The organism is Marinobacterium alkalitolerans (assembly GCF_017776525.1).
Lineage (GTDB): Bacteria > Pseudomonadota > Gammaproteobacteria > Pseudomonadales > Balneatricaceae > Marinobacterium > Marinobacterium alkalitolerans.
In genome coordinates this window covers 12576-35799 of record NZ_JACVEW010000023.1, presented here as the reverse complement: position 1 = coordinate 35799, position 23224 = coordinate 12576, and the positions used below count along the sequence as shown (strand labels likewise).

At 54.0% G+C, this 23224-nt stretch carries 17 protein-coding genes; 12 read left to right on the top strand and 5 right to left on the bottom strand.

The window, feature by feature from the left end; translation table 11 throughout:
- Positions 1–5: 5 nt before the first annotated feature.
- Positions 6–1058 (bottom strand): acyltransferase family protein, encoded by a 1053-nt coding sequence (locus tag H9C73_RS13385; protein WP_209288406.1) that lies wholly within the window; start codon positions 1056–1058, stop codon positions 6–8.
- A gap of 179 nt (positions 1059–1237) precedes the next feature.
- Here H9C73_RS13385 and H9C73_RS13380 point away from each other — a divergent pair, with 179 nt between their 5' ends.
- Genes H9C73_RS13380 through H9C73_RS13360 form a run of 5 tightly spaced genes read left to right on the top strand, consistent with a single transcriptional unit; the run spans position 1238 to position 8291 of the window.
- Entirely contained in the window at positions 1238–2089 is an 852-nt protein-coding gene (locus H9C73_RS13380; RefSeq protein WP_236014280.1) for an ABC transporter permease, read from the top strand.
- The gene (locus H9C73_RS13375; protein ID WP_209288405.1) at positions 2089–3309 is read left to right on the top strand and encodes an ABC transporter ATP-binding protein; all 1221 of its coding nucleotides are present in this window, start codon (positions 2089–2091) and stop codon (positions 3307–3309) included. The genes H9C73_RS13380 and H9C73_RS13375 overlap by 1 nt, the downstream gene beginning before the upstream one ends.
- Positions 3306–4490, top strand: a complete 1185-nt coding sequence (locus tag H9C73_RS13370; RefSeq protein WP_209288404.1) for a class I SAM-dependent methyltransferase — start codon at positions 3306–3308, stop codon at positions 4488–4490. The genes H9C73_RS13375 and H9C73_RS13370 overlap by 4 nt, the downstream gene beginning before the upstream one ends.
- Positions 4490–7552, top strand: coding sequence for a glycosyltransferase (locus tag H9C73_RS13365; RefSeq protein WP_209288403.1), 3063 nt, complete (start codon positions 4490–4492; stop codon positions 7550–7552). Before H9C73_RS13370 ends, H9C73_RS13365 begins: the two co-directional genes overlap by 1 nt.
- Before the next feature lie 28 nt (positions 7553–7580).
- Positions 7581–8291: a cyclic nucleotide-binding domain-containing protein gene (locus tag H9C73_RS13360; RefSeq protein ID WP_209288402.1), complete on the top strand. Its 711-nt coding sequence runs from the start codon at positions 7581–7583 to the stop codon at positions 8289–8291.
- On the opposite strand, the gene H9C73_RS13355 is transcribed toward H9C73_RS13360, so the two are convergent.
- Complete coding sequence (locus H9C73_RS13355; RefSeq protein ID WP_209288401.1) at positions 8248–10140, bottom strand: CHASE2 domain-containing protein; 1893 nt, start codon at positions 10138–10140, stop codon at positions 8248–8250. The genes H9C73_RS13360 and H9C73_RS13355 overlap by 44 nt on opposite strands.
- 180 nt (positions 10141–10320) lie before the next feature.
- Here H9C73_RS13355 and H9C73_RS13350 point away from each other — a divergent pair, with 180 nt between their 5' ends.
- Genes H9C73_RS13350 through H9C73_RS13340 form a run of 3 tightly spaced genes read left to right on the top strand, consistent with a single transcriptional unit; the run spans position 10321 to position 13318 of the window.
- Positions 10321–11244, top strand: a complete 924-nt coding sequence (locus H9C73_RS13350) for a GDP-mannose 4,6-dehydratase (RefSeq protein ID WP_236014279.1) — start codon at positions 10321–10323, stop codon at positions 11242–11244.
- A 5-nt stretch (positions 11245–11249) separates the two neighbouring features.
- A complete protein-coding gene (locus H9C73_RS13345; RefSeq protein WP_209288399.1) occupies positions 11250–12224 on the top strand; it encodes a GDP-mannose 4,6-dehydratase in 975 nt (324 codons plus the stop codon).
- Positions 12225–12262: 38 nt separating this feature from the next.
- Positions 12263–13318 (top strand): glycosyltransferase family 4 protein, encoded by a 1056-nt coding sequence (locus H9C73_RS13340; RefSeq protein ID WP_209288398.1) that lies wholly within the window; start codon positions 12263–12265, stop codon positions 13316–13318.
- Here the strand turns inward: H9C73_RS13340 and H9C73_RS13335 are convergent, their stop codons facing one another.
- Positions 13319–14740: a mannose-1-phosphate guanylyltransferase/mannose-6-phosphate isomerase gene (locus H9C73_RS13335; RefSeq protein ID WP_209288397.1), complete on the bottom strand. Its 1422-nt coding sequence runs from the start codon at positions 14738–14740 to the stop codon at positions 13319–13321.
- 212 nt (positions 14741–14952) lie between these two features.
- Between H9C73_RS13335 and H9C73_RS13330 the strand changes: the two genes are divergently transcribed.
- From H9C73_RS13330 to H9C73_RS13315, 4 genes are read left to right on the top strand one after another with little or no spacing between them, the layout of a single operon-like run.
- Positions 14953–16659: a type I secretion system permease/ATPase gene (locus H9C73_RS13330; RefSeq protein ID WP_209288396.1), complete on the top strand. Its 1707-nt coding sequence runs from the start codon at positions 14953–14955 to the stop codon at positions 16657–16659.
- Positions 16660–16671: 12 nt separating this feature from the next.
- The gene (locus H9C73_RS13325) at positions 16672–17997 is read left to right on the top strand and encodes an HlyD family type I secretion periplasmic adaptor subunit (RefSeq protein WP_209288395.1); all 1326 of its coding nucleotides are present in this window, start codon (positions 16672–16674) and stop codon (positions 17995–17997) included.
- Positions 17998–18002: 5 nt separating this feature from the next.
- On the top strand, positions 18003–19403 hold the full coding sequence (locus tag H9C73_RS13320; protein WP_209288394.1) for a TolC family outer membrane protein: 1401 nt from the start codon (positions 18003–18005) through the stop codon (positions 19401–19403).
- Positions 19404–19455: 52 nt separating this feature from the next.
- On the top strand, positions 19456–20517 hold the full coding sequence (locus H9C73_RS13315; protein ID WP_209288393.1) for a glycosyltransferase: 1062 nt from the start codon (positions 19456–19458) through the stop codon (positions 20515–20517).
- A gap of 380 nt (positions 20518–20897) precedes the next feature.
- Here the strand turns inward: H9C73_RS13315 and putP are convergent, their stop codons facing one another.
- The gene (gene putP / locus H9C73_RS13310; protein WP_209288392.1) at positions 20898–22388 is read right to left on the bottom strand and encodes a sodium/proline symporter PutP; all 1491 of its coding nucleotides are present in this window, start codon (positions 22386–22388) and stop codon (positions 20898–20900) included.
- Between the two features lie 132 nt (positions 22389–22520).
- A complete protein-coding gene (locus H9C73_RS13305; protein WP_209288391.1) occupies positions 22521–23222 on the bottom strand; it encodes a hypothetical protein in 702 nt (233 codons plus the stop codon).
- Positions 23223–23224: the final 2 nt, after the last annotated feature.

Here is a 23224-nt window from a genome sequence, read left to right as displayed (position 1 = left end):
CCTGTTCACCGGCGTGCGCTGAGCATTGCAATTTCATGGGTGTATGTGCGCGGCGTTGCCTTTATGTGAGACCGCATGTCGGGCCGGAACAGCCGCCAGAGTGGTTGCTCCAGAAGGTGGTATGTGATTGCTGCCAGTACCAGTGTAAGCAAGGGGACCAATACGAATAAATTGGTATCGGGGACAATGGTTTCAATCATCCAAAGAGCGGGAAAATGAAACAGAAATATGCCGTAAGCATAGTTGCCCAGGCGCCTGCTCCAGGTTGGTTCTCGTTTGCCCGGATTGCCTTGTTTTGAGCGAACCAGAATCACGCCAATCGCAATGATGAGGCCCAGTGCCACTTCTCTGTCGTGGGGGCGGTGAATCTCGTTTATTATCAGGAAGACGAAGTAAGCAACACAGCTTGACCAGAGAGCGAGGAACAGGCGGCGAGTGTTTTTTTGGACTGCGCTCTCAGGTGATGTGATCATGCGGGCCGTCAGAATGCCAGCAATGAAAACAAACAGTATACCGGGTAGCAGTCTGTAACCGAAGTGGTCCGTGTGCAGCCAGCCTGTCTGGGCTGTGATAAACAGGCAAATGCTGATTCCGAAAATGCCGAGCAACAGGGTGTGAGGTAGCCTGAACAGCAAAGGTGCCAGCAGGTAAAACTGGACCTCAGCGCCGAGTGACCATGCTGGTGGGATAAGTGTGAAACTGTCTATGCCGGAATACATGTAGTAATTGAGGGGAATAATGGAAATGTTGCCAAGCAGAGCCCAGCCGGATGGAGTTGTGGCAACGAACGGAGATTCAATGGTGCTGGATAGCCACAGGCCTGCCGCCAGTGCCAAGGCTGTAAGGTAGGCGGGCATGACCCGCCACAGACGGTCGCGGTAGAAAGTGGCTAAAGGGGTTGATGTGTTGCGACCAGCATGCAGCAGTTGCTCTACCACATATCCTGCCAGTAGATAGAAGATGACAACGGCAACAACACCGGGGTTAATGCCAAGGAACATCCAGCCCAGGTGGCTGTATAAAACCAGCATTGATAAGGTGAAACGGACCCATCCCATCCCGGCTCCCGCGTGCTTGAGCAACGAATACGTTCTGTATAGACTAAACACTTAATTCTAGCACATAAAAGTGCAAGTGAACCAAAAGGTTGCCTCTGAGTCGTGCGCGACCCTTTTCCTGAGTGGTCGTGGTTATCTTGTTTCTCTTCTTTACACTCTCTTGTCGGATTGATGCTTGAATGAAATCGCGGTTGATTAATAGCGAGACCAGTCCACTGACGCGCATGCTATTGAATGTGCAAGAGCCTCTGGCTGAGCTCTGGCGCTACCGTGGGTTTGTGCAAGGTCATGTCAAGCGCGAGTTCAAGGCTCGTTATCAAGAGTCGCTATTGGGCGCTCTGTGGGCGGTGCTGAACCCGCTGGCCATGATTACCATATATACACTGGTTTTCTCGCAAGTCATGCGTGCCAAATTACCGGGAGTCGATGGCAGTTTCGGCTACAGCGTTTACCTGTGCGCCGGGATTATTACCTGGGGGCTTTTTGCTGACCTGGTGCTGCGCCTGCAACGGGCCTTTCTTGAGCATGGAGCGTTGCTGAAAAAAGTGAAGGTGCCAGTTGCTTGCCTGCCTGTGCTGGCGCTGGTGAATGCGCTGGTGAACTTTCTCATTGTGTTTGCACTGTTCCTGGCTTTTCTGCTGCTGACTGGCAACCTTCCGGGGGTTGAGCTGGTCGCTCTGGTGCCTCTTTTGCTGTTGCAGCTTCTTTTTTCAATTGGTTTGGGCATGACGCTGGGTATCCTGCATGTGTTTTTCCGTGATGTAGGGGAGTTGCTTGGCGTTATTTTGCAATTTTGGTTCTGGCTCACCCCTATTATTTACCCGGCTGGTATATTGCCGGATTTTGCACGCGACTTGCTTCACTTCAACCCCTTGAGTGGGCTAATGGCCGGTTATCAGAGCGTGCTTGTTCATGGCGAGTGGCCCGATTGGGCGGCGCTGTGGCCGGTGTTTCTGGCAGCGGTCGTGTTTTGTTTTCTGGCGCTGCGGCTTTATCGGAAGCAGGGTGCTGAAATACAGGATCAGCTGTAATGGGTGCGGTCAGGGTCAGTGATATTGGCAAGGCTTATCGGCAATATCCCAGCCGTTGGGCTCGTTTGAAAGAGTGGTTGATACCGGGTCAAGGCGTCAGGCATGAGCTGCACTGGGTGTTGCGTGGCGTAAGCTTTGAGGTGCGCCCAGGGGAGGCTGTGGGTGTCATTGGTGTGAACGGTGCTGGCAAGAGTACGTTGTTGAAGCTTATAACGGGGGTTAGCCATCCGACTGAGGGGTCAGTAGAGGTGGTTGGCCGTGTTTCGGCGATGCTTGAGCTGGGTATGGGCTTTCATCCTGATTTTACTGGTCGCGAGAATGTGATTATGGCAGGTCAGCTGCTGGGATTCAGTGCGCGTACCATGGCCGACCTTATGCCGTCGATCGAGGAGTTCGCCGAAATTGGCGAATATATTGATCAGCCCGTGCGCGTGTACTCGAGCGGTATGCAGATGCGTCTGGCGTTTAGTGTGGCAACGGTACAGCGACCCGATCTGCTGATTGTTGATGAAGCGCTTTCGGTTGGTGATGCTTACTTCCAGCACAAGAGTTTCCAGCGTATTCGAGAGTATCGCGACGCTGGTACTACGCTTTTAATGGTGTCGCACGACAAAGGCGCAATTCAATCAATATGTGACCGGGCCTTACTCCTGGATGGTGGCCGGATTGCCATGGAAGGGGACCCTGAATCAGTCATGGATTATTACAACGCGCTTCTGGCCAGGCGGGAAGATCAGAATATTGACCGTCAACCGGTTGCCGGGGAGCGTGTACAGACGCGTTCTGGCAATGGTGCGGCTTCGATTTTGAAGGTTCAGTTGTTGGGCGCTAAGGGCGAACCTGTCGAGAATGTTAAAGTCGGTCAGGAAGTGTCTATGCGTGTACAAGTGCGTGTCGACAGGCCATTACCCGAGCTGGTGGTTGGGTTCTTGATCAAAGACAGGTTGGGACAGCCTGTTTTTGGTACCAATACACATCACTTGGGTAAGTCGCTGACAGAGCTGCCTGCTGGGCGTACTTTGGCGTTTCAATTCAATTTTTGTGCCTGCCTGGGGGCGGGGCATTATGCTGTTTCTGTGGCGCTGCACACGGCAGACAACCATCTTGAAAACAACTTTGACTGGCTTGATATGGCGTTGATGTTCAATGTTATCAGTACCGGCGTGCCTGAGTTCAGCGGTGTGGCCTGGCTGCCGACGGAAGTGGATGTAGAAGAATGAGCGATATGTTTTATCGTGCGTTTGAAGAACGCAATTACGCGCCCAGAAAGGTTATCAGCCAGCTGCGTAAACAGTATCTGCCGTTTGTTAAGCCCATTGCCGAGCTGTATCCCGGGGCCAAGGCATTTGATATCGGTTGTGGGCGGGGTGAGTGGCTGGAAATAGCCAACTCTGTTGGCCTGGATGCTCAGGGGGTTGACCTTGATGCCGGGATGTTGGCGGACTGCCTGGAACTGGGACTTAATGTTGAGCGTGGTGATGCCGTGGCCTATTTGTCGTCACTGGATGATGAGAGCTGCGCGGTTGTGTCGGCATTTCATGTGGTGGAGCATATCAGCTTTGAACAGCTGCGTGAGGTTGTGGCTGAGGCGCTGCGGGTGCTCAAGCCGGGCGGCGTGCTGATTATGGAAACGCCCAATCCGGAAAATATTTCGGTTGGCACCAGCAACTTTTATTTGGATCCGACACATGTACGGCCGATTCCATCCGGGTTGCTGATGTTCCTGACAGACTATGCTGGTTTTGCCAGAAGCAAGCTGCTGCGACTGCAGGAACCTTCGCATGTGCGACATACATCGGCGCCGACGTTGTTTGATGTATTGAGCCATTGCAGTCCGGATTATGCGGTTGTGGCTCAGAAAAATGCAGATGAGCCAGTTATGGAACTGATTGATGCGCCTTTCAGGGCCGAGTATGGCGTTGGTTTGCAGTCGTTGGCTGAGCGGTATCATGAGCGGTTAACGCGCCGTCTCGGCGATATTGAAGCTTCTCTGAAAGAGGCTGAGCTCAGGGCTGTTCAGGCCGAGCATCAGATTATGCAGTTATTGCAAAGCAGGTCCTGGCGTTTGACAGCTCCCATTCGCTTTGCCTCTGAGCGAGCTCGGGCGGTTCGCGATACGTATCGCAGCGAAGGGGCGGGGTTCGTGGGGAGGTGGTTGAGAGCGCGCCTATCCCGCCTCACCTATGGCCTTAACCGATTGCCACTGCTGAAACGGATACTATTACGTATGTTGACGCCTTTTCCACGGCTGAAGGCTTTCTTGCGCCACAGGGTTCTTGGGTCCGGAAGTTCAGCATCGAGGCGCCTCTCTACTGCACCTGCCGAGCTTTCTGCTTATGCCGGTACCCTCCATAAGCGCTTGCTGCATTCTGGTGCTGAGCAGGATAAGGAGAAGCACTGATGCGCATTGTAATTGACATGCAGGGGGCACAAAGCAGTGGCAGTCGTCATCGAGGTATCGGCCGGTATACTCTATCTTTTGTAGCGGCCTTGGTTGAGGCAGCGCGGGATCATGAAGTTTTACTTGTGCTTAATGGCCAGTATCCCGATACGCTGAAAGATATTCGTGATGCATTTGCCCAGCGGCTGCCTGCAAGCGCCATCAAGGTTTGGTTCGCAGCCGAGCCCCTGGGGCGGTATCAGCCGCGTGGGCGTGAGCTGCGTGAACAGGCAAAATCTATCCGTGAGGCATTTATTAGCCAGCTGGCGCCTGACCTGGTGCTGGTAACCAGTCTGTTTGAGGGGCACCAGGATGAAGTTGTCGTTAGTGTTGGGCATTTTCGGAATATACCAACAGCTGTTCTGTTGTATGACCTGATTCCGCTTATATACGAGGAGCGCTACCTGGCTGATCCTTCTGTGCGCTCATGGTACCTTGAGCAGCTTGATTATCTCAAGTCTGCAGACCTTCTGCTTGCCATATCGGAATCGAGCCGACAAGAGGCTCTACAGTTGCTAGGCTGTGCTTCTGATACCGTAGTCAATATCTCCTCCGGTGGGGATGACTTTTTCAAGCCTATTGAGCTTGCCTCGTCTGATTATGAAACTTTGCGTAGTACCTATTCGATCGAGCGAGATTTTGTTCTCTATACCGGTGGGATCGATTTCAGGAAAAATATCGAAGGCTTGATTGCTGCCTATGCAAGGCTTCCAATTGCAGTGCGTGAGCAGTTCCAGCTGGTCGTTGTGTGCTCATTGCGTGATGGTGAGAAGCAGGCGTTGCGTTCTGTTGGCAATCAGTGTGGTCTGAGTGAGCAGGACCTCATATTAACAGGCTATGTTCTAGACGGTGATCTGTTACGACTTTATAACGCCTGCACCTTATTCGTTTTTCCGAGCCTGCATGAGGGGTTCGGCCTGCCAGTGCTGGAAGCGATGATGTGTGGCAAGGCAGTAATTGCTTCTAATCGTTCTAGTCTGGTGGAGGTGACGGGCAGGGATGACGCGCTTTTTGACCCGGCTGATATTGATGGCTTTTCAGGGCTTATGAGGCGGGCGCTTGAAGATTCTGGTTTCAGGCTTTCGCTGGAACAGCATGCCATGCAGCATGCAAAGAAATTTACCTGGGCCAATACTGCTGCCAGTGCATTGGATGCCCTGATTGGGTTGCAGCAAAAACATCAGAAAAGCGTAAAAGCACTTGGAAATAATACGAATCAGTACCGGCTTGCGTACGTTTCGCCACTATCGCCTGCTCGCACTGGCATCAGTGATTACAGCTCCGAGCTCTTGCCGGCACTTGCTGAGCATTACCAGATTGATGTGGTCAGCATTACCGATGATGTTGATGATCCTTGGGTACGGCAAGTGGGGCGGCTGCGCTCGGTGGAGTGGTTCAGGCAACACAGAGATCAGTATGATCGTGTTCTTTACCAGTTTGGCAACTCTGCCTTCCATGGCTATATGTTCGACTTGTTGTCAGAAATACCGGGTGTTGTCGTTTTGCATGACTTCTATCTGTCTGGCGTGCTGTCATATCTTGAAAGTCATGAGCAACCTTTGCATTCCGGCAGCTTCTTGAAGGCACTGTTTCATTCTCATGGCTATCCTGCCTTGCTTGATTGGTGGAATGTACGTGATCTTGTGTCTGTTGTTCGGCGTTATCCATGTAACTTTGGTGTGTTGCAAGGAGCGCTGGGGACTATTGTGCATGATGAATATCCCTTTGAGCTTGCCCGAGAATGGTACGGTGAGACTGCAACCACCAATTGGTACAGGATCCCCCATTTGCGTGGAGCGACTGAAATGACCGGGAGGGTTGAGGCCCGGAACCGGTTAGGTCTGCCCGAGGGCGCATTTGTCGTGTGCTGTTTTGGCATCCTCGCTGAAACCAAGCTTAATGATCGCCTGCTGGATGCTTGGTTAGACTCAGCACTGGCCCGCTCTGAAAAGGTGTTCCTTGTGTTCGTAGGTAGCTGTGCGGGAGAAACATACGCCCAGCAGCTCGCCTCGCATATTAACGCTTCTCCGGCGCGTGACAGGATTCAAATAACCGGCTGGGTCAGTGATGAAACATTCCATGACTGGCTCTCAGCCGCGGATATGGCTGTTCAGTTGCGCGCTCGGTCGCTGGGAGAAACCTCTGGTGCTGTACTGCACTGTCTGCGGGCGGGTCTGCCAACTATCGTAAATGCTCACGGGAGTTTCAAAAACCTTGAGAGTGCCAGTGTGATGATGCTCGATGATGCATTTACTCATGATGATCTGGTAAGGGCAATGGAGACCCTGTGGCAGGATCCTGACTTACGCTCCTGTTTGCGCGGTGCTGCATTGCGTGCAATACGTGAACATCATACCCCCGAACGGTGTGCGTCCTTGTACCAGCAGGCTCTTGAGGCAAGTTACCGCTCTCCGTCTAATGTGGTGAGCTCGCTTGTGAAGAAGCTGGCTGCGGATTGTATGTCTGCTGATGACGCCAAGAGGCAGGCTCGGGCTTTGGCGTTGAATTTTCCGCCCCCGGTGCGCTTGCGTCAGATTATGCTGGATGTTTCTGGGCTGGTGCTTCAGCAAAGAGCACAATCCGAGACCGGTTTTGCTCCATGCTTGCAGCAGTGGCTTTCAGATAAACCGCCTCCCGGGTGGAGGGTGGAGCTGGTTTACTACGATACGAAGCTGCAAGAGTTTCGCTATGCACGTCGTCTGGCGGCCAGTATCTTGGGAGTAATGGGGGCGTGCCTTAGAGATGAGCCTGTTGATGGTTGGGACGGTGACTGCCTGTTGCTCAATGTGTCTGGTGAGGCTGAGCCTGAGGCACTGGTCCCGCTTGAAAGTACAGGGGTTCATATGTTGACAGCGCGCTATGAACAGGATGCTGTACAGATAAGGCCTTTTCCTGCGCTGCATGAGCATGAGAGTATTGTGTTGAGCGCCGAGAATTGGCCAACGATTGGAGAGCTGCTTTTGCAGCTGAGTCCTGTCATTGATCTAGATGGTCAGGTCTCTGATTGTGCTTTGATGCAGTAAAAGCATGCGTTGATGTAAGGGAAAGCGGATGGAATATCGCTCCAAGGCATATCCGGATCAAAAAAGCCGGAGTCAGTTGACGCAAATGTCGCAGGCTCAGCGGTTACAACTGGACGAGGAATCTGAGCGCCTTTTTTTGTCGCATTCCCTGCGGCGAAGCTTTGATAAGGGGAATGTAATCGTGCGCTCAGGGGACGCCGCAGAGTCGCTCTATTATATTGTGAGTGGCTCAGTGGTAGTCACAGTGGAAAACAGAGAAGGACGTGACCTGATAGTCGCTTACCTGACTGCAGGTCAGTTTTTTGGTGAAGCCGGTCTGTTTTTTGATGACATAACGCGTACAGCGTGGGTGAAAGCGCGAGAGAAATGTGAACTTGCAGTGATGCCGTATGCGCGTTTTCATCAGTTGGTGCCCGAGCGCATTGAGTTGATGTACGCCGTTGGGCGTCAGCTTGTACATCGGTTGATAAGCTCAACGGATATCAGCGCAGATTTTGCTTTCAATGATGCCACCATAAGACTGGCGCGCGCTCTGGTCAGGATGCTACAGCAATCACAGGCATCTAACATGGCTGAATTTACTTGCACCCGGCAAGAGCTTGCGCGGATGATTGGGTGCTCCAGAGAAGTGGCTGGCAAGGCACTGAAAAAGCTGCACGAAGATGGGCTTATAGCTGTTGATGGCAAGCGAATTACTATTCTGCCTGAGATGAAGGCGTTTCTTGAAGAGAGTGTGTAGGTTGGTCAGGTGCAAAAAGGTCAACAGGTTGAGAAAGCCCTTTGAGTTGCACTTGGCATATATGATGGTTTTTGAATAGCCGCTGGGTGGCTGCATGGGTTTGCGGACCGATCAAAATGGGTTGCTTTAAATTGCTGGCGGTGGTTTGAATACGGGCTGCCGTGTTGGCTGCCTTGCCCAGTACCGTGTAAGCAAGACGTTGCGCTGAACCCAAATTACCAACAACGACGAGGCCAGTTTCGATTCCAATGCTTACACTCAGAGCCGGTAGGCCGCGTGCTTGCAGCCAAGGATTTATTTCAGTGACACGGTGTTGCATTTTTAGTGCACATGTTACTGCCTTAGTGGCGTGATCCGGCTGGTCTATTGGAGCTCCCCAGAATGCCATCAGGGCGTCACCGAGGAATTTGTCCAGGGTTCCCTGGTGGGCAAATACCTCATTGGTCAGTTGGGTAAAAAGCTTATTGGTGAGCTCTGCCAGTTGTTCTGGTGGCAATTGCTCGGATAGTTGTGTGAAGCCCCGAATATCTGCAAACAGCACGCTGACTTCTTTGCGACTTGCATCAAGCGCTTTGCTGGGACTCGACTGTCTATACAGTTCCTCCAGCACCACTGGTGGCACGTAATGTGTGAAGCTCTGCTTGAGTAATCGTCGCTCCTTGAGCAATGTCCCGAGGCTGTTGATGCCTGCTCCGCTACCTGCCCAGAGCATGATCAAAGTACTTGTGACAGGGCTGAACCATGACTGTGAGTGCCAGTGATAGCCAATGAAGATAAACACGGTGCCGAGGGTGCTGAAGAACAGTATTCGACTGTAAGGGATTGCATGAAGCCAGCAAAAGAGGAGTGAGGTAGCCAGGCAGAGTAGGCCCAGCTCAAACTTTTGTGACTGGTAGGCCTGGCGCAACTGATAATCGTCCAGCCATGCAGATAACAGATGAGCATGTACTTGTACCCCAGGCGTTTGTGGGTGCAGAGGGGTTGCTACCAAATCGCCCAGGCCTGCTGCTGAAGTGCCAATGAATACAGCTGCGCCGGCAAGCATGGCCGGGTTGAAATTCCCCTCAAGTATATCGGCTGCAGATACATGCCTGATTGTTAAGTTGTTTCGGAAAGGTATCAGCAAAGAGCCGGCATGGACTGTTTGGCACAGCCGTGCAATACAAATTTTTTTGTCTTGCTCGCCGGTAACTTGTATGGATTGGCCTGTCATTTTTATAAGCATTTCGGCTGCCAATGTGGGTATGCAGCTATCTGTTTGGCGCATGCAAATGATGGGGCTTAGTTGTCGGATCGAGCCGTCGCTGTCGATGTGAGGTGTTATATGGCCCAGTGCGGGGTATGTTACGCCGTTGTTCTGACTGGTCAGGCTGTTTGATAGACCAATGTTTTGGCTTGCGAGGGGCCAGTCGTGTTCAGAGGGGGCGGTTTCTTCCGTTAGAGCGAAAGCTGTGGCAACAACTACTCGAGGGTCGTTAAGGGCTTGTCTCAGGTGTGCGTCGGCAGCGGGGGCTGAGGGCTCGGGCAATAGAATATCGAGACCCAGTGCCGTCACAGGTTGTGCGAGAATTTTATTGACCAGTTGGGCAAGCTTCGCTCTCGGCCAAGGCCAGCGGCCATGCTTGTGCAAGCTGTAATCATCGAGGTCTATTATCAGGATGCGCGGGTCAACCTGCCGGGTTTGATTGTGTGGTAACCATAAGTCATAAAGCATGTTGTCTGTACGTTGCAGGAGTTGCGGTGGTGATATTTGAATCAGTATTGCGAGCATGAGAAAGCCGGTGATCAGCCAGACCATGCCGAACGCTTTAGTGTGCTCTCTGGTGCGTTTTCCGGTGACGTCAGACATGGTTCATCGGCTCAATATTGCCTCTGGATAGTGAAGAAGGCTATTCATGATACACTTTGCTCCGAAAAAAATGTGGTTGAGCCTGTGGCTTGAAATATAACTTTTTTAAACTGTATCGGAATAGTAATAGTGAGCAAGACTGCGTTAGTAACGGGAATTACCGGGCAGGATGGGGCGTATTTGGCACAGTTGCTTCTGGATAAGGGGTATCGTGTTACGGGCCTGCTGCCACGCAGGAGCACCAGTGATGTGAACCTGGCGCGCCTGGAGTGGTTGGGAGTCGCCGGTGATATCGAGCTGATCGATGGCGACTTGCAGGATCTATCCAGCCTGATTCGCATCATGCAGACCCGCCAACCGGACGAGGTGTATAACTTGGGCGCTCAGTCATTTGTCAAAACCTCTTGGGACCAGCCGCTGCTGACTGGGCAGGTGACTGGTATGGGGGCGGCTAACATGTTGGAGGCAATTCGGCTTATAAAGCCCGATGCGCGCTTCTATCAGGCGTCTACGTCAGAAATGTATGGCCTGATCCAAGAGCCAAAGCAGAGTGAGGCCACGCCGTTTTATCCCCGCTCACCCTATGCGGCAGCTAAGCTGTATGCCCACTGGATGACTATTAACTATCGGGAAAGTTTTGACTTGTATGCCTGTAGCGGGATTCTGTTCAACCATGAATCGCCGCTGCGCGGGCTGGAGTTTGTCACGCGCAAGGTGACAGATGGTGTAGCTCGTATCAAACTGGGTCTGGAGCAGGAGCTGCGTCTTGGCAATATAGATGCCAAGCGTGACTGGGGACATGCCAGGGACTATGTAAAAGCGATGTGGCTGATGCTGCAGCAAGAGCAGGCCGATGATTTTGTCATTGCGACCGGTCGTACGACGACTGTGCGTGACATGTGCCGTATTGCCTTCAATGCTGCCGGCTTGGATATGGATTCGCATCTGGTTATTGACCCCGCCTTTTTCCGTCCGGCAGAAGTGGATGTGCTCTTGGGTAATCCGGCCAAGGCCAAGGAAAAGCTGGGCTGGGAGCCGGAGGTGACACTTGAAGCGATGATTGAAGAGATGCTGCAGGCCGATTTGAAGCGCTTGCAGCCTTAATGCGTATGGGGAAGCGAGCAGAACACATTCTGGTAACCGGTGGCACAGGCTTTGTCGGCCGTTATCTGATCGCAGAGCTACAACGCACCCTGCCTGCGGCGAAGCTGTTTGTCACTGGTCGGTCGGTGATATCCGCAAGTGCTGATGTGCAGGTGCTTCCATTGGATATTACCGATGCTGCGGCGGTTCAGCAGGTAGTTGCTCAGGTACAGCCTGACAAGGTGTTTCATTTGGCGGCCCAGGCCAATGTTGCCGACAGTTTCAAAGCGCCGGCGCTGACCTGGCAGGTGAACCTACAGGGTAGCCTGAACCTGTTTGCTGCACTGGAGGCGCTTACACACCCCGTGGTGCTGCTGAATGTGGGTTCCGCCGATATGTACGGGCGCACTTTTCTGCAGGGGCGAGTAGAAGAAACTGCGCCGTTGGCACCGTTGAACCCCTATGCGGCCAGTAAGGCGGCTGCAGACTTGGCAGCCTGCGCGCTGGCCAGCAGCAGTTCGGTGCAGGTCGTGCGGTTGAGGCCTTTCAATCATGCCGGCCCTGGGCAGGGTGAAGGCTTTGTGATACCGGCTTTTGCGGCGCAAATCGCGCGAATTGAAGCGGGACTGCAGTCGCCAAGGCTGCAAGTGGGTGATTTGAGTGCACGGCGCGATTTCTTGCATGTGCAGGATGTTGTCGCGGCCTACAGTGCCGTAGCACAGGCGGCGGAGGCGGTGCAGTCGGGTACAATTCTGAATGTCTGCTCGGGTGTCAGCCACAGTGTGCAGTCTGTGCTTGAGGCGCTGTTGGCTGCGGCACGCGTTGATATTGAGGTAGTACAGGACCCGGCGCGGATGCGAAAAAGCGATATTCCGGTAGCAGAGGGCAGTCATGCTGCGCTGCAGAAGCTGACCGGCTGGGCACCGACAGTGTCGGTAGAAGCGCTGGCAGTGAGTGTCTTGGATAGCTGGCGTCAGTATGTGTCAGGCCGACACGAGTAACGGCTAAGATGTTGTCTGTGGGGTTGAGCTGCAGTACTTTGGCGTCTGGCCGGCGTGGTGACGGGATTGCTGCCTATACTTCCAACCTGCTGGATGCGTTGGAACAACTGGCCGAGGTCAGACCCTATCTGTTTCGGGGGGAGCACTTGGAGGGGCGTGATTATGTATCAGGCCCGAGCTTTAGTGTGCATGTTGTGCGCTCGCAACTGGGGTTGAATTCCTTTGCTGCCGACCTACTGAATGGTATGTCGCTGTTGCATTGTACGGATCACCGCATTCCTCGCGTCAGGCAATTGCCGTTGGTTGCGACCATTTTTGATGCGGTACCCTTCCATCACCCTGAGTGGGCACGCAGTCGCCTCCGGCGGGTCAAAAACTGTCTCATGCGCCGTAGTGGGCGCTGGCCTGATCGTGTAATCTGCGGGTCGGCCTTTGCGGCTGAAGAGGTTAGTTACTATTGGCATGTTCCGGCCGATGATATCCGAGTGGTACCGCTGGCGGTCGATGCAGCACGATTTGATATGGCGCCGGCGTCCGCGGCAGAAATACGACAGGCGCTTGGCTTGCCTGAGCAGTACTATCTGTTCGTGGGTACGCTGCAGCCGCGCAAGAATCTGCTGCGTTTGTTGTCGGCGCATCGGCAACTGCCGAGCCGGGATCGGCAGGCGCGCCCGCTGGTGATTGTGGGTGGAGATGGTTGGCTTGATGTTCGCTCTCGGCATGAACTGGAGGCAGATCCCGGTGTCATGCGGCTGGGCTTTCTATCGCAGTCAAGCCTGGATGCGGTGTATATGGGAGCATTGGCGCTGGTGGTGCCCTCCCTGCATGAAGGTTTTGGTCTGCCGGTGCTGGAGGGTTTTGCAGCAGGTGTGCCGGTGCTGTGTTCAAATACGACTTCGCTGCCTGAAGTGGCCGGGAGTGGTGCTCTGTTGTTTGACCCGCTTTGTGTCGACAGTATCTACTCTGCGCTGCAGAGCGTGCGCGACGACCGTACGCGTCTGGAGTTGGTGCGGGCCGGTTATCAGGTTCTGCAAAGTTACAGTTGGGGACAGACCGCGCAGCAAACACTGGCGGTCTATCGTGAGTTGCTGTGATTAATCGTCGGCCCCGCAGCGACCGTATACGTCTGTAAACCGCACAATATCATCCTCGCCCAGATAATTGCCGGACTGTACTTCAATCACCTCCAGTGGCACCTTTCCCGGGTTGCTCAGGCGGTGCTTCTCGCCCACCGGAATGTAGGTGGACTGGTTCTCGGTCAGAATCATCTCGCGATCACCGCAAACCACGTGGGCGGTACCGGATACTACAATCCAGTGCTCGGCGCGGTGGTAGTGCATCTGTAGTGAGAGTTTCTGTCCTGGCTGGACGGTGATGCGCTTGACCTGGTAACGATGGCCAGCATCAATGGTATCGAAGTCGCCCCAAGGGCGGACAGTGTGGCTGTGACCGGAGTATTCTGGTCGGTTATTGGCTTTCAAATACTCCACTATCTCCTTGACCTTTTGCGTCTCGGATTTGTGTGCCACCAGAACAGCGTCCTTGGTTTCGACCACAACATGATCATCTAGTCCGATGGTTGCCACGTGCCGGTGGTGGGCATGGACCAGTGAATTGTGCGTGTTGTGCAGGCAGGTGTCACCGTAGGTTGCGTTGCCGTCGCTGTCCTGTGCGCTGGATTCCCAGAGAGACTGCCAGCTGCCAATGTCGCTCCAGCCCGCATCCATTGCCATTACGCAAGCGTTAAGGGTTTGCTCCATAATCGCATAGTCAATGGAGTTGTCACTGCACTGGCTGAACAGCGTTTTGTCGGGGCGGATAAAGTCCATGTCATGGCTGCCGGCATTCATTGCTGCCTTGCAGTGAGCAAAGATCTCGGGAGCGTGCTGCTCCAGTTCATGTAGATAGGTAGAGGCGCGGAACATGAACATGCCGCTGTTCCAGAGGTGCTCGCCGCCGGCGACATAGGCTGCGGCGGTCGCTGCATTGGGTTTTTCAGCGAAGGCGTCAATCTGAAACCCGTTGCCCCCCAGGGGTGTTCCAGTTTTTATGTAGCCGTAACCAGTTTCGGCCCGTGTAGGCGTGATGCCGAACGTGACCAAGCGCCCCTGTTCGGCCAGTGGCAGGGCTTCGGAAATGGCTTCGTGCAGTTCCTTGGGACGGGTAAAATGGTGGTCCGAGGCCAATACCAGCATCACAGTATCGTCGCCATGTTGTAGCAGAGTGAAGGCGGCCAGGGCAATGGCTGGAGCCGTGTTGCGCGAGCAGGGCTCAAGCACGGTAGCTAGCGAGGAAGTTTCGCTCAGGCGCAGCTGCTCCGCCACTAAAAAGCGGTATTTTTCGTTCGTGACGACTACAGGTTCTGCGTGTTCCAGGCCGCTCAGGCGGCCCAGCGTTTGTTGTAACAGGCTGGTGCCGGTGCCGTCCAGATCGAGAAACTGCTTGGGAAGGTTCTGACGCGACAGGGGCCATAGACGGCTCCCACTGCCGCCCGCCATGATTACCGGTGTAAACATTAATTAACTGTCCTGAGTTTCTGGAATCGCAGGGGATGCATTATCAATGAAGGCGGGCTGCTAGTCCACTGGTGGTCAAATGGGCGCTCTATTGGTCTGAGCGTCAGTATGCTAGTATTCGCGCCTGGATTTGTATTCGCTAATGACACTCGGGTCTCGGGGTTGAGCACTCGGCCAGCATAACCTGTATCAGACGCTTTGGAGTCACCCTCATGGAGAAAAAACGCACTGACCTGGAGGCGGTTCTGCATGCCTGCCGCTCCAGCTTTTTCAGTGTCGGGCTGTTCAGCATGTTTATAAACCTGCTTATGCTCGTGCCGGCATTTTATATGCTGCAGGTTTATGATCGCGTGGTGACCAGCGGCAGTGTGCCTACCTTGGTGATGCTGACGCTGGTGATGTTTCTGCTTATGGTGACAATGGGCGGGCTGGAATGGGTGCGCTCGCGCATTATGGTCAGAGTCAGCACCCGTATTGACAGCCTACTGGGTAGCCGTCTTTACAATGCCAGCTTCAAACAGGCACTTTACACTGGGGGCATGCAGGCCAATGCCCAGCCGCTGAGTGACCTGACCGGGTTACGCCAATTTCTGACCGGCAACGGTCTGTTCGCGTTTTTCGATGCGCCTTGGGTGCCAATCTATATCGCGATTATGTTCATGTTTCATCCCTGGTTCGGGGTGGTTGCCATTATCAGTGTACTTATTCTGACCACACTGGCCGTTATCAACGAGAAAGTGACTGGCAAGATATTGGCCGAGGCCAACAAGGAAAGCATGGGTGCCACCCAGTTCACCAACAAGAATCTGCGCAATGCGGAGGTGGTGGAGTCCATGGGGATGCTCGAGCGCATCCGCGACCGCTGGCAGGACAAGAACCGCAAGGTACTGGCGCTGCAGGGGATTGCCAGTGATCGCGCCGGTATTCTGACATCTATCTCTAAAACAACCCGTCTGATAGTACAGTCGTTGGTGCTGGGATTGGGGGCCTACCTGGCTATCCAGCAGGAAATTTCGCCTGGGCTTATGATTGCCGGCTCCATTTTGCTGGGGCGGGCACTGGCTCCCATCGACCAGATGATTGGTGTCTGGAAGCAGTTTGTAACGGCTCGGTCCCAGTATGAGCGCCTAAATGATGTACTGGGCCGAATTGCGGAAGATCCTGAACGAATGTCGTTGCCTGATCCCAGAGGTGAGCTGTTGGCGGAGAATGTTATGGTGTCCCCGCCCGGTAGCAAGACGCCCGTCGTGAAGGCAGTGTCGTTCAAGGTTGAAGCTGGGGAAATGGTCGGTATTGTGGGGCCAAGTGCGGCTGGTAAGTCGACACTGGCGCGGGCCCTGTTGGGTATCTGGCCGACGCTGGGCGGTAAAATACGCTTGGATGGTGCTGATATTTTCAGCTGGAAACGGGATGAGCTGGGGCCGCACATTGGCTACCTGCCGCAGGATATCGAGCTGTTTGAAGGCTCCATTAGTGAGAATATTGCCCGCTTTGGTGAGGTTGATGCAGAGGCTGTGGTCCGTGCTGCACAGATGGCCGGGGTGCACGAGATGATCCTGCGTTTGCCTGAAGGATATGACACGGTTATCGGGGCTTCAGGCGGCGCACTCTCAGGCGGTCAGCGACAACGTATTGGTCTGGCGCGGGCCCTTTACGGTAAACCGAAATTAGTGGTGCTGGATGAGCCCAATTCCAATTTGGACGACCAAGGCGAAGCGGCTCTGGCTGCTGCAATGAGTAATCTGAAGATGGCAGGCACAACGGTGTTCATTATTACCCACAGGGCCAGTGTGCTGTCTCAGGTTGAAAAGCTGATGGTGATGCGTGAAGGCACACTGGCCATGTTTGGTCCGCGTGACCAAGTGTTGGCGGATTTGAACAAGGCAGCGCGCAATGTTTCTGCGGTAAAGCCCGCATAAGGATTCTTGAGTATGAGTGCAGAAACCTTGAAAGCAATTCGCGACGGTCAGTTTGAACTGGATGTTTCGGATAAAAGACCCAAGCTGATCGGCTTGCTGATTTTGTTTGTGACCTTTGGCATGTTCGGTACCTGGGCAGCGGTGGCACCACTTGACAGTGCTGCGCTGGCACCAGGGGTAGTGACAGTGAAAACCTACCGCAAGACAATACAGCATTTGGAAGGTGGTATTGTGGAGGCCATTCACGTGCGAGATGGGGATCAAGTGGCAGAGGGCGATGTGCTGCTGGTGCTGGATGACACCCAGGCGCGTGCTGAGCTGGAAATTGTCCGTGGCCAACTCATTGCGGCTCGTGCACTGGAGGCGCGGCTGCAGGCTGAGCGTGACCAAAAGGGGAACGTGGCCTTCCCTGCGGCGTTTGACCTGAACGATCCGCGCGTGGCCGAGTCGGTGCAGAGTGAAGAGCAGGTGTTTCAGGCGCGGATGAATTCGCATCTGGGTGAAATCGACGTGCTGGAACAGAGAATGACTCAAATCTCGGAGCAGGTTCGCGGGCTGGAGTCAGTGATTCAAAGCAAGAAGGCATTGAAGGCATCGTTCAAGGATGAGGCCGCCGAGCTGGAAGAGCTGTTGAGTGAAGGTTTTGTAGATAAGCAGCGTCTGCGCGACTTGGAGCGGCGTGTGTCCGAGCTGGAGGGCGAAATTGCTGATCACCGTTCCTCCATTGCGCAGGCAAAAATGAAAAAAGGTGAAACCCGCTTGAGTATTCTGCAGCTTAAAAAGGACTTTCATACCGAGGTAGTGAACCAGCTGGCCGAGGTGCAGTCAAAGTTGTTTGATCTGAAAGAGCGTGAGCGTGCACTGGTAGATCGTGTTGAGCGTACACTTATTCGTGCACCCGAGACTGGTATGGTACTAGGTATGAAGGTGCATACCGTGGGTGGCGTGGTGCAATCGGGCGCTCCGATTCTGGATATTGTGCCGGCGGCTTCAGATCTGGTAGTGGAAGCGCAGGTGTCACCGATCGATATTGACCGGGTGAGTGCCGGTAAGCTGGCGGATATTCGTTTCAGTGCCTTCAAGTCGGCTACAACCCCCATTATTGAAGGGCAGGTAGAGCATATTTCGGCAGACCGCCTTACCAATGAAGAAAACGGCATGCCCTACTACTTGGCGCGCGTGGCGTTGACCGAAAAAGGGCGACGCGATCTGGGTGAGCTGGTGCTTGTGCCCGGTATGCCGGCTGAGGTATTGATCAATACCGGCGAGCGCACGCTGCTGGAGTACTTGGTGCAGCCGGCTACGAACGCTTTCGCACGCTCATTCATAGAGGACTGACTTGCATGCAAACCTTTGTCGCCCTGGTGAAAGGCATTACATTCTCGTTGGTCGTGCTGGCAGGTCAGGTGGCGGTTGCGGAAACAGTAGGCAGTAAAACAGCCGAGCCTGAGTCGGTCGCCGCGTCGGATCTACTTGCACTTTATCAGCAGGCTCAATCCCGTGATCCACGCGTGCTGATTGCAGAGTCTGCGGCGCGTCGTGCCGGCTACCAGAATCGCGAGGCATTGGGGCAATTGTTGCCACAGGTCAGTGCCGATGTGCGGCTGACACGTACCCATTACACCAATACGCGACAGGAAACTTATTACAACGGTGAACGATATTCTGTGTCCATTAGCCAAGTGCTCTTTGACGCCTCGGTCTGGCAGAGTTATCAACGCTCGCGGTCGCTGAGAGAGCAGTATCAGGCAAAAAGCCTGAGTGATATCCAAGGGGTTGCTGCTGATCTGGCACAGCGTTACTTCGATGTTCTGGCGGCTCAGGATTCGCTGACGTTGATTCAGGCAGAGAAGCGCGTAGTGGTGCGTAGCCTTGAGCGTATTAAGTCATTGCTGGCGCGTCAGTTGGCTTCCTTGCCGGAAAAGCTGGAAGTTGAGGCGCGGCTGGATCGATTGGTTTCTGACGAAATCGAAGCTGAAAATCGAATCCGGGTCGCAAGAGAAGCACTGAGTGAAGTGGTGGGACGGGCCGTGTATGAGCGGCTGGAGCGGCTGACTGAAACGCCAGACATCTCTGGATTTGAGTTACGTGATTATGCCTACTGGCGGGAGCAGGCACTGACTGGGAGTCCGCTTATTCAGGCCCGTGCTGCCGCTGTCGAGGCTAAGCGACGAGAGAAAAAAGGTGAACTTGGTAATCATTTACCCAAGGTGACTCTGCAACTGAGCAGCCAGAGAAGTAACATCGGCTATGAAAATTCGCTTTCGGGTGAGACAGAGTCCAATGTGGCTTCTCTGAACGTGCAAATCCCCATTTTTTCTGGTGGTTCAACTCAGGCTCGTGTGAACGCTGCTTATGAAAGTTTAGTTATTGCCCGTCAGGAGCTGGAGCAGACCAAGAGGGGGGTCTTGCGCGAAATTAAAACGGCATATTTGAATACTGAGTCGTCTTTGGCGAGAATGCGTGCGTCAGAGCGTGCTCTTCAGTCAGCGATCAAGGCACGTGAGGCAGCTGAGAAAAGCTTTTCGTACGGTATGAATAATGTTGTGGATGTGTTGGATCGTACTCGCGAGCAATACAGTGCGCATCGAGACCTGCTTGAAGCACGCTACAGTTTTTTCTTGAGCTATGTTGTGCTTAAGCGCTGGACCGGTGATTTGCAAGAGTCGGACTTGGCGCAAATAAATGAACTACTGGTAATTAATGAACCTCAGTACACAGCTGTTGGTGTGACTGGTCAATGACGTGAAAATACTCCACCTCTACAAGTCTGCCCCCCCAGAGGATATGGGGGGGGTGGCGACATTTATTTCAGCGTTGGCACGATGTACCTCCAGTAAGGCAAACTTTCATAGAGTTCTTGTCTTTACTCGAGAGAAGCAGCTTCGTGTTGAATGTTGGCCTTGCGGTACAGAAGTGTTTTTCTGTCCCATGTGGTTTCAGGTGGCATCAATGCCTGTGGGACCTGCCTATCTTAAGAAGTTTTGGCAGCTGTTGGACTGGGCTGATGTACTGCACTTTCATTACCCTTTTCCTTTGCAGGATCTGATTTATCTTGGTGCACGTTTAATACGAAAAATGCCACCGGCAGTCGTTACCTACCATAGCGATATTATTCGTCAGCGCTGGTTCCGGCATTTTTATTTTCCTATGGCAAAGTGTTTCTTGAAAACGGTTGAATATGTGGTGGCAACGTCACCTCAATATTTAAGCACTAGCCATATGCTACAACACATTGATGCCGTAGAAATTATTCCGCTAGGCATTAGTGAGGCGCATTATCCTAGTGTTTCTGAAGAGCGACAACGGTACTATGAGAGACGGATTGGAAAAGGTTTTTTTCTTTTTCTAGGTGCGTTGCGGTATTACAAAGGACTTGACTGGCTGGTTGATGCTGCTCGCCTGACAGGGCTGCCAGTTGTAATTGCAGGTGGTGGCCAGATGTCCAACAACTTGGCTGAGCGTGCGAGAGGGGTTTCAAACCTCTACCTTTTGGGTGAAGTTGATGAAGTTGACAAAATAGCTTTGCTCAGCTTGGCAAAAGCCTTCGTTTTTCCATCTCATTTGCGCTCGGAGGCTTTTGGTATAAGCCTTTTAGAGGCCCAAATGATGAATCTGCCACTGATTACTTGCGAAATAGGCACCGGAACCAGCTATGTAAACCGGCATAAAGTAACAGGGCTGGTAGTGCCACCAGAGGATGCAACTGCTATCGGGGAGGCTATGGTTTTTTTGGCATCTAACTCGGATGTATGTAAAAGCATGGGGGCAGCAGCCTACGCTCGATACAAAGCGATGTTCACTGCGGAACAAATGTCAGAGCGCTATTTGGGCCTTTATAGTCGTGCCTTCTGTTGATTACAGAAGGCTATACTTTTTGCTGTCGGTCAGCATTGTCACAACACAACCAGACAAAGGGCTCTCCCCGTTTCCTCAGACGGTTTCATGTACGCTGTGGTGGGTACTCTTGGCTTTTAAGTGCCAAGGAGGTTATCCACATGCCTCTAGTGTAAGCTTCAGGGTCTTGAATAGGTGTACGTTTGAGGCTGAGGCGTATCGCCTGTTTTGAGGTAAATTTCAGCTTATTATCGCTCTGCGCGAATCGTATTAGATCTGATTCTGTGGCAAGTGTATACTGGAGATCCAGCCGTCAGCAGATAGCTGGCTTCTCAGTACTCAGGACCGGGTACTTTTTCGCCCTGCCTTCCAGTTCCCCGGAGGGCAGGGCGAACCTCTTTTTACAGTTTGTTCAGCATGCGCTCATGCTGGGCCTGAATCTCTGCATCCGGTTCGGCACCCATCTTGGATACCACCAGAATGGCGATGGTGGCAAAGATGATGCCCGGAACGATTTCATACATGTCGAACAGGCCGCCTGAGAGCTGCTTCCAGATCACAACGGTCACCGCACCCACCACGATACCGGCCAGCGCGCCGTTGCGCGTCATGTTTTTCCAGTACAGGCTGATGAGCAGGGCCGGACCAAAGGCGGCACCGAAGCCTGCCCAGGCGTAGGACACCAGGCCCAGTACGGTGCTGTCCGGATCAAAGGCGAGGAACATGGCAACCAGTGACAGACCGATAACGGCAACGCGACCCACCATGACGATCTCTTTCTGGGAAGCGTCCTTGCGGAACAGTTGCTTGTAGAAGTCTTCCGCCAGCGCAGAAGAGGATACCAGCAGCTGGGAGTCAGCCGTACTCATGATGGCAGCCAGAATGGCGGCCAGCAGGATACCGGCGATGACCGGGTGGAAGATGGCGTTTACCAGCAGCATGAAGATGGTTTCACCGTCTTCCAGTTTGCCGCCCATCTGGGTTTCGACAAACATCATGCCTGCCAGGCCGACCAGCATGGCGCCTGCCATGGACAGGCCGCTCCAGCCAACTGCAATGCGGCGGGCAGTGGGGATGTCATCGTTGCTGCGACAGGCTGCGAAACGCGCCAGGATATGCGGCTGGCCGAAATAGCCCAGACCCCAGGCCGCCAGCGATACGATGGCAATGAAGCCCAGCGGGTCGCCGTCGGTGTTGTTGAAGATGGTCAGCAGTTCCGGGTTCTTGGCTTCAACAGCACCCCACATGGCGCTGAAACCACCGTCTGCCTGAATAGCTGCGATCGGTACGATCAGCAGTGCAGCAGCCATCAGCAGGCCCTGTACCAGGTCGGTCCAGGATACCGCGAGGAAGCCGCCGAACAGGGTGTAGGAGACGATACAGATGGTGCCGACAATCAATGCGGTGGTGTATTCAAGGCCGAAGACGGTCTCGAACAGCTTGCCGCCGGCAACCAGACCGGAGCTGGTGTAGAACAGGAAGAACAGCAGGATAAAGAAGGCAGAGATGACCTGCAGCATGCGAGAGTTGTCGCGGAAGCGGTTGGCAAAATACTCTGGCAGTGTCAGTGCATCACCGGCTTCAATGCTGTAGGTGCGCAGGCGCTTGGCGGTAAACATCCAGTTGGCCCAGGTACCCAGCAGCAGACCACCGGCCAGCCAGATCGCTTCCATGCCGGAACCGAATGCATAGCCCGGAAGGCCCAGCAGCAGCCAGCCACTCATGTCAGAGGCGCCGGCCGAAAGCGCGGCGGGCCAGGGCCCGAGTGAGCGGCCACCCAGGAAGTAGTCGGAAGAACTGGCCGTGCGCTGGTATGCAATCACACCGATGGCCAACATCATAATCAGGTATACGATGAAGGTCCCGTATACCGCGTAGTTGTTTTCAATCATGCAATAAGCCTCTCTGCAAACCCCTCTTGGGGAAGTGTTATTGTGCGCCTGCTCCGTGCATGGATTCAGAGACGCCGAAACAGGTCGACAATGAAAGAGTGCACCTTATGGGGGCATCTCGATCACTTCAAGTTAGACGGTCCGGCTGCCCAGCTCAAGCAGGGTTGCGTTACCGCCGACAGCAGTCGTGTTAATGGTGCGCGTCTTTTCCGTCACCAGTCGCAGCAGAAAGTCTGCGCTGGTCAGCAGCGGGTAGTGCTGCAGGTCCGTTTCGGCTACCAGCTGGATCAGAACGCCGTCCTGATCGGCCAGAGCGCGGTTGAGTTCGATCTCACGAGCCGGTGTACAGCTGGTGATCACCAGTCGCAGATCGTTCAGTTTCAGTAGCTCGGACTCGGGGGTGTCCGTATCCAGGGCGAGCATGGCGCGGGGAACGCCTGCCTGGTACAGCGCTTCAACCAGCGCCGTAAGCCACTGATCCTTGCCTTCCCGGTGCAGGACTACGGCGTTGCCGCAGGCCAGCGCAGCAATTGTCTGACATGCCAGCAGCGTTTCCGTGCTGTCGGCAGTGCCTAGTACAAGTGCTACGCCTCGACCGGTCAGGTAAAGCTCGTTGGATTCGCCGGTAGGGCCCGGCATCTCCAGTGTCTCGCCCAGAGGGCGAGCATCATCCAGTATCTGTTGTGCCAGCTGCCGGGTCAGTGCGGCTTCGGCATGGGCCGGCAGGTGTTCCAGTGCGTCCAGAAGCCGGTCACAGCGATCGGCAAATCCGCGACGGTTCCAGGCTTCCCAGATGGCGTTGGCCTGAATGTCCTGCATATTGGAGTGCTGCATGA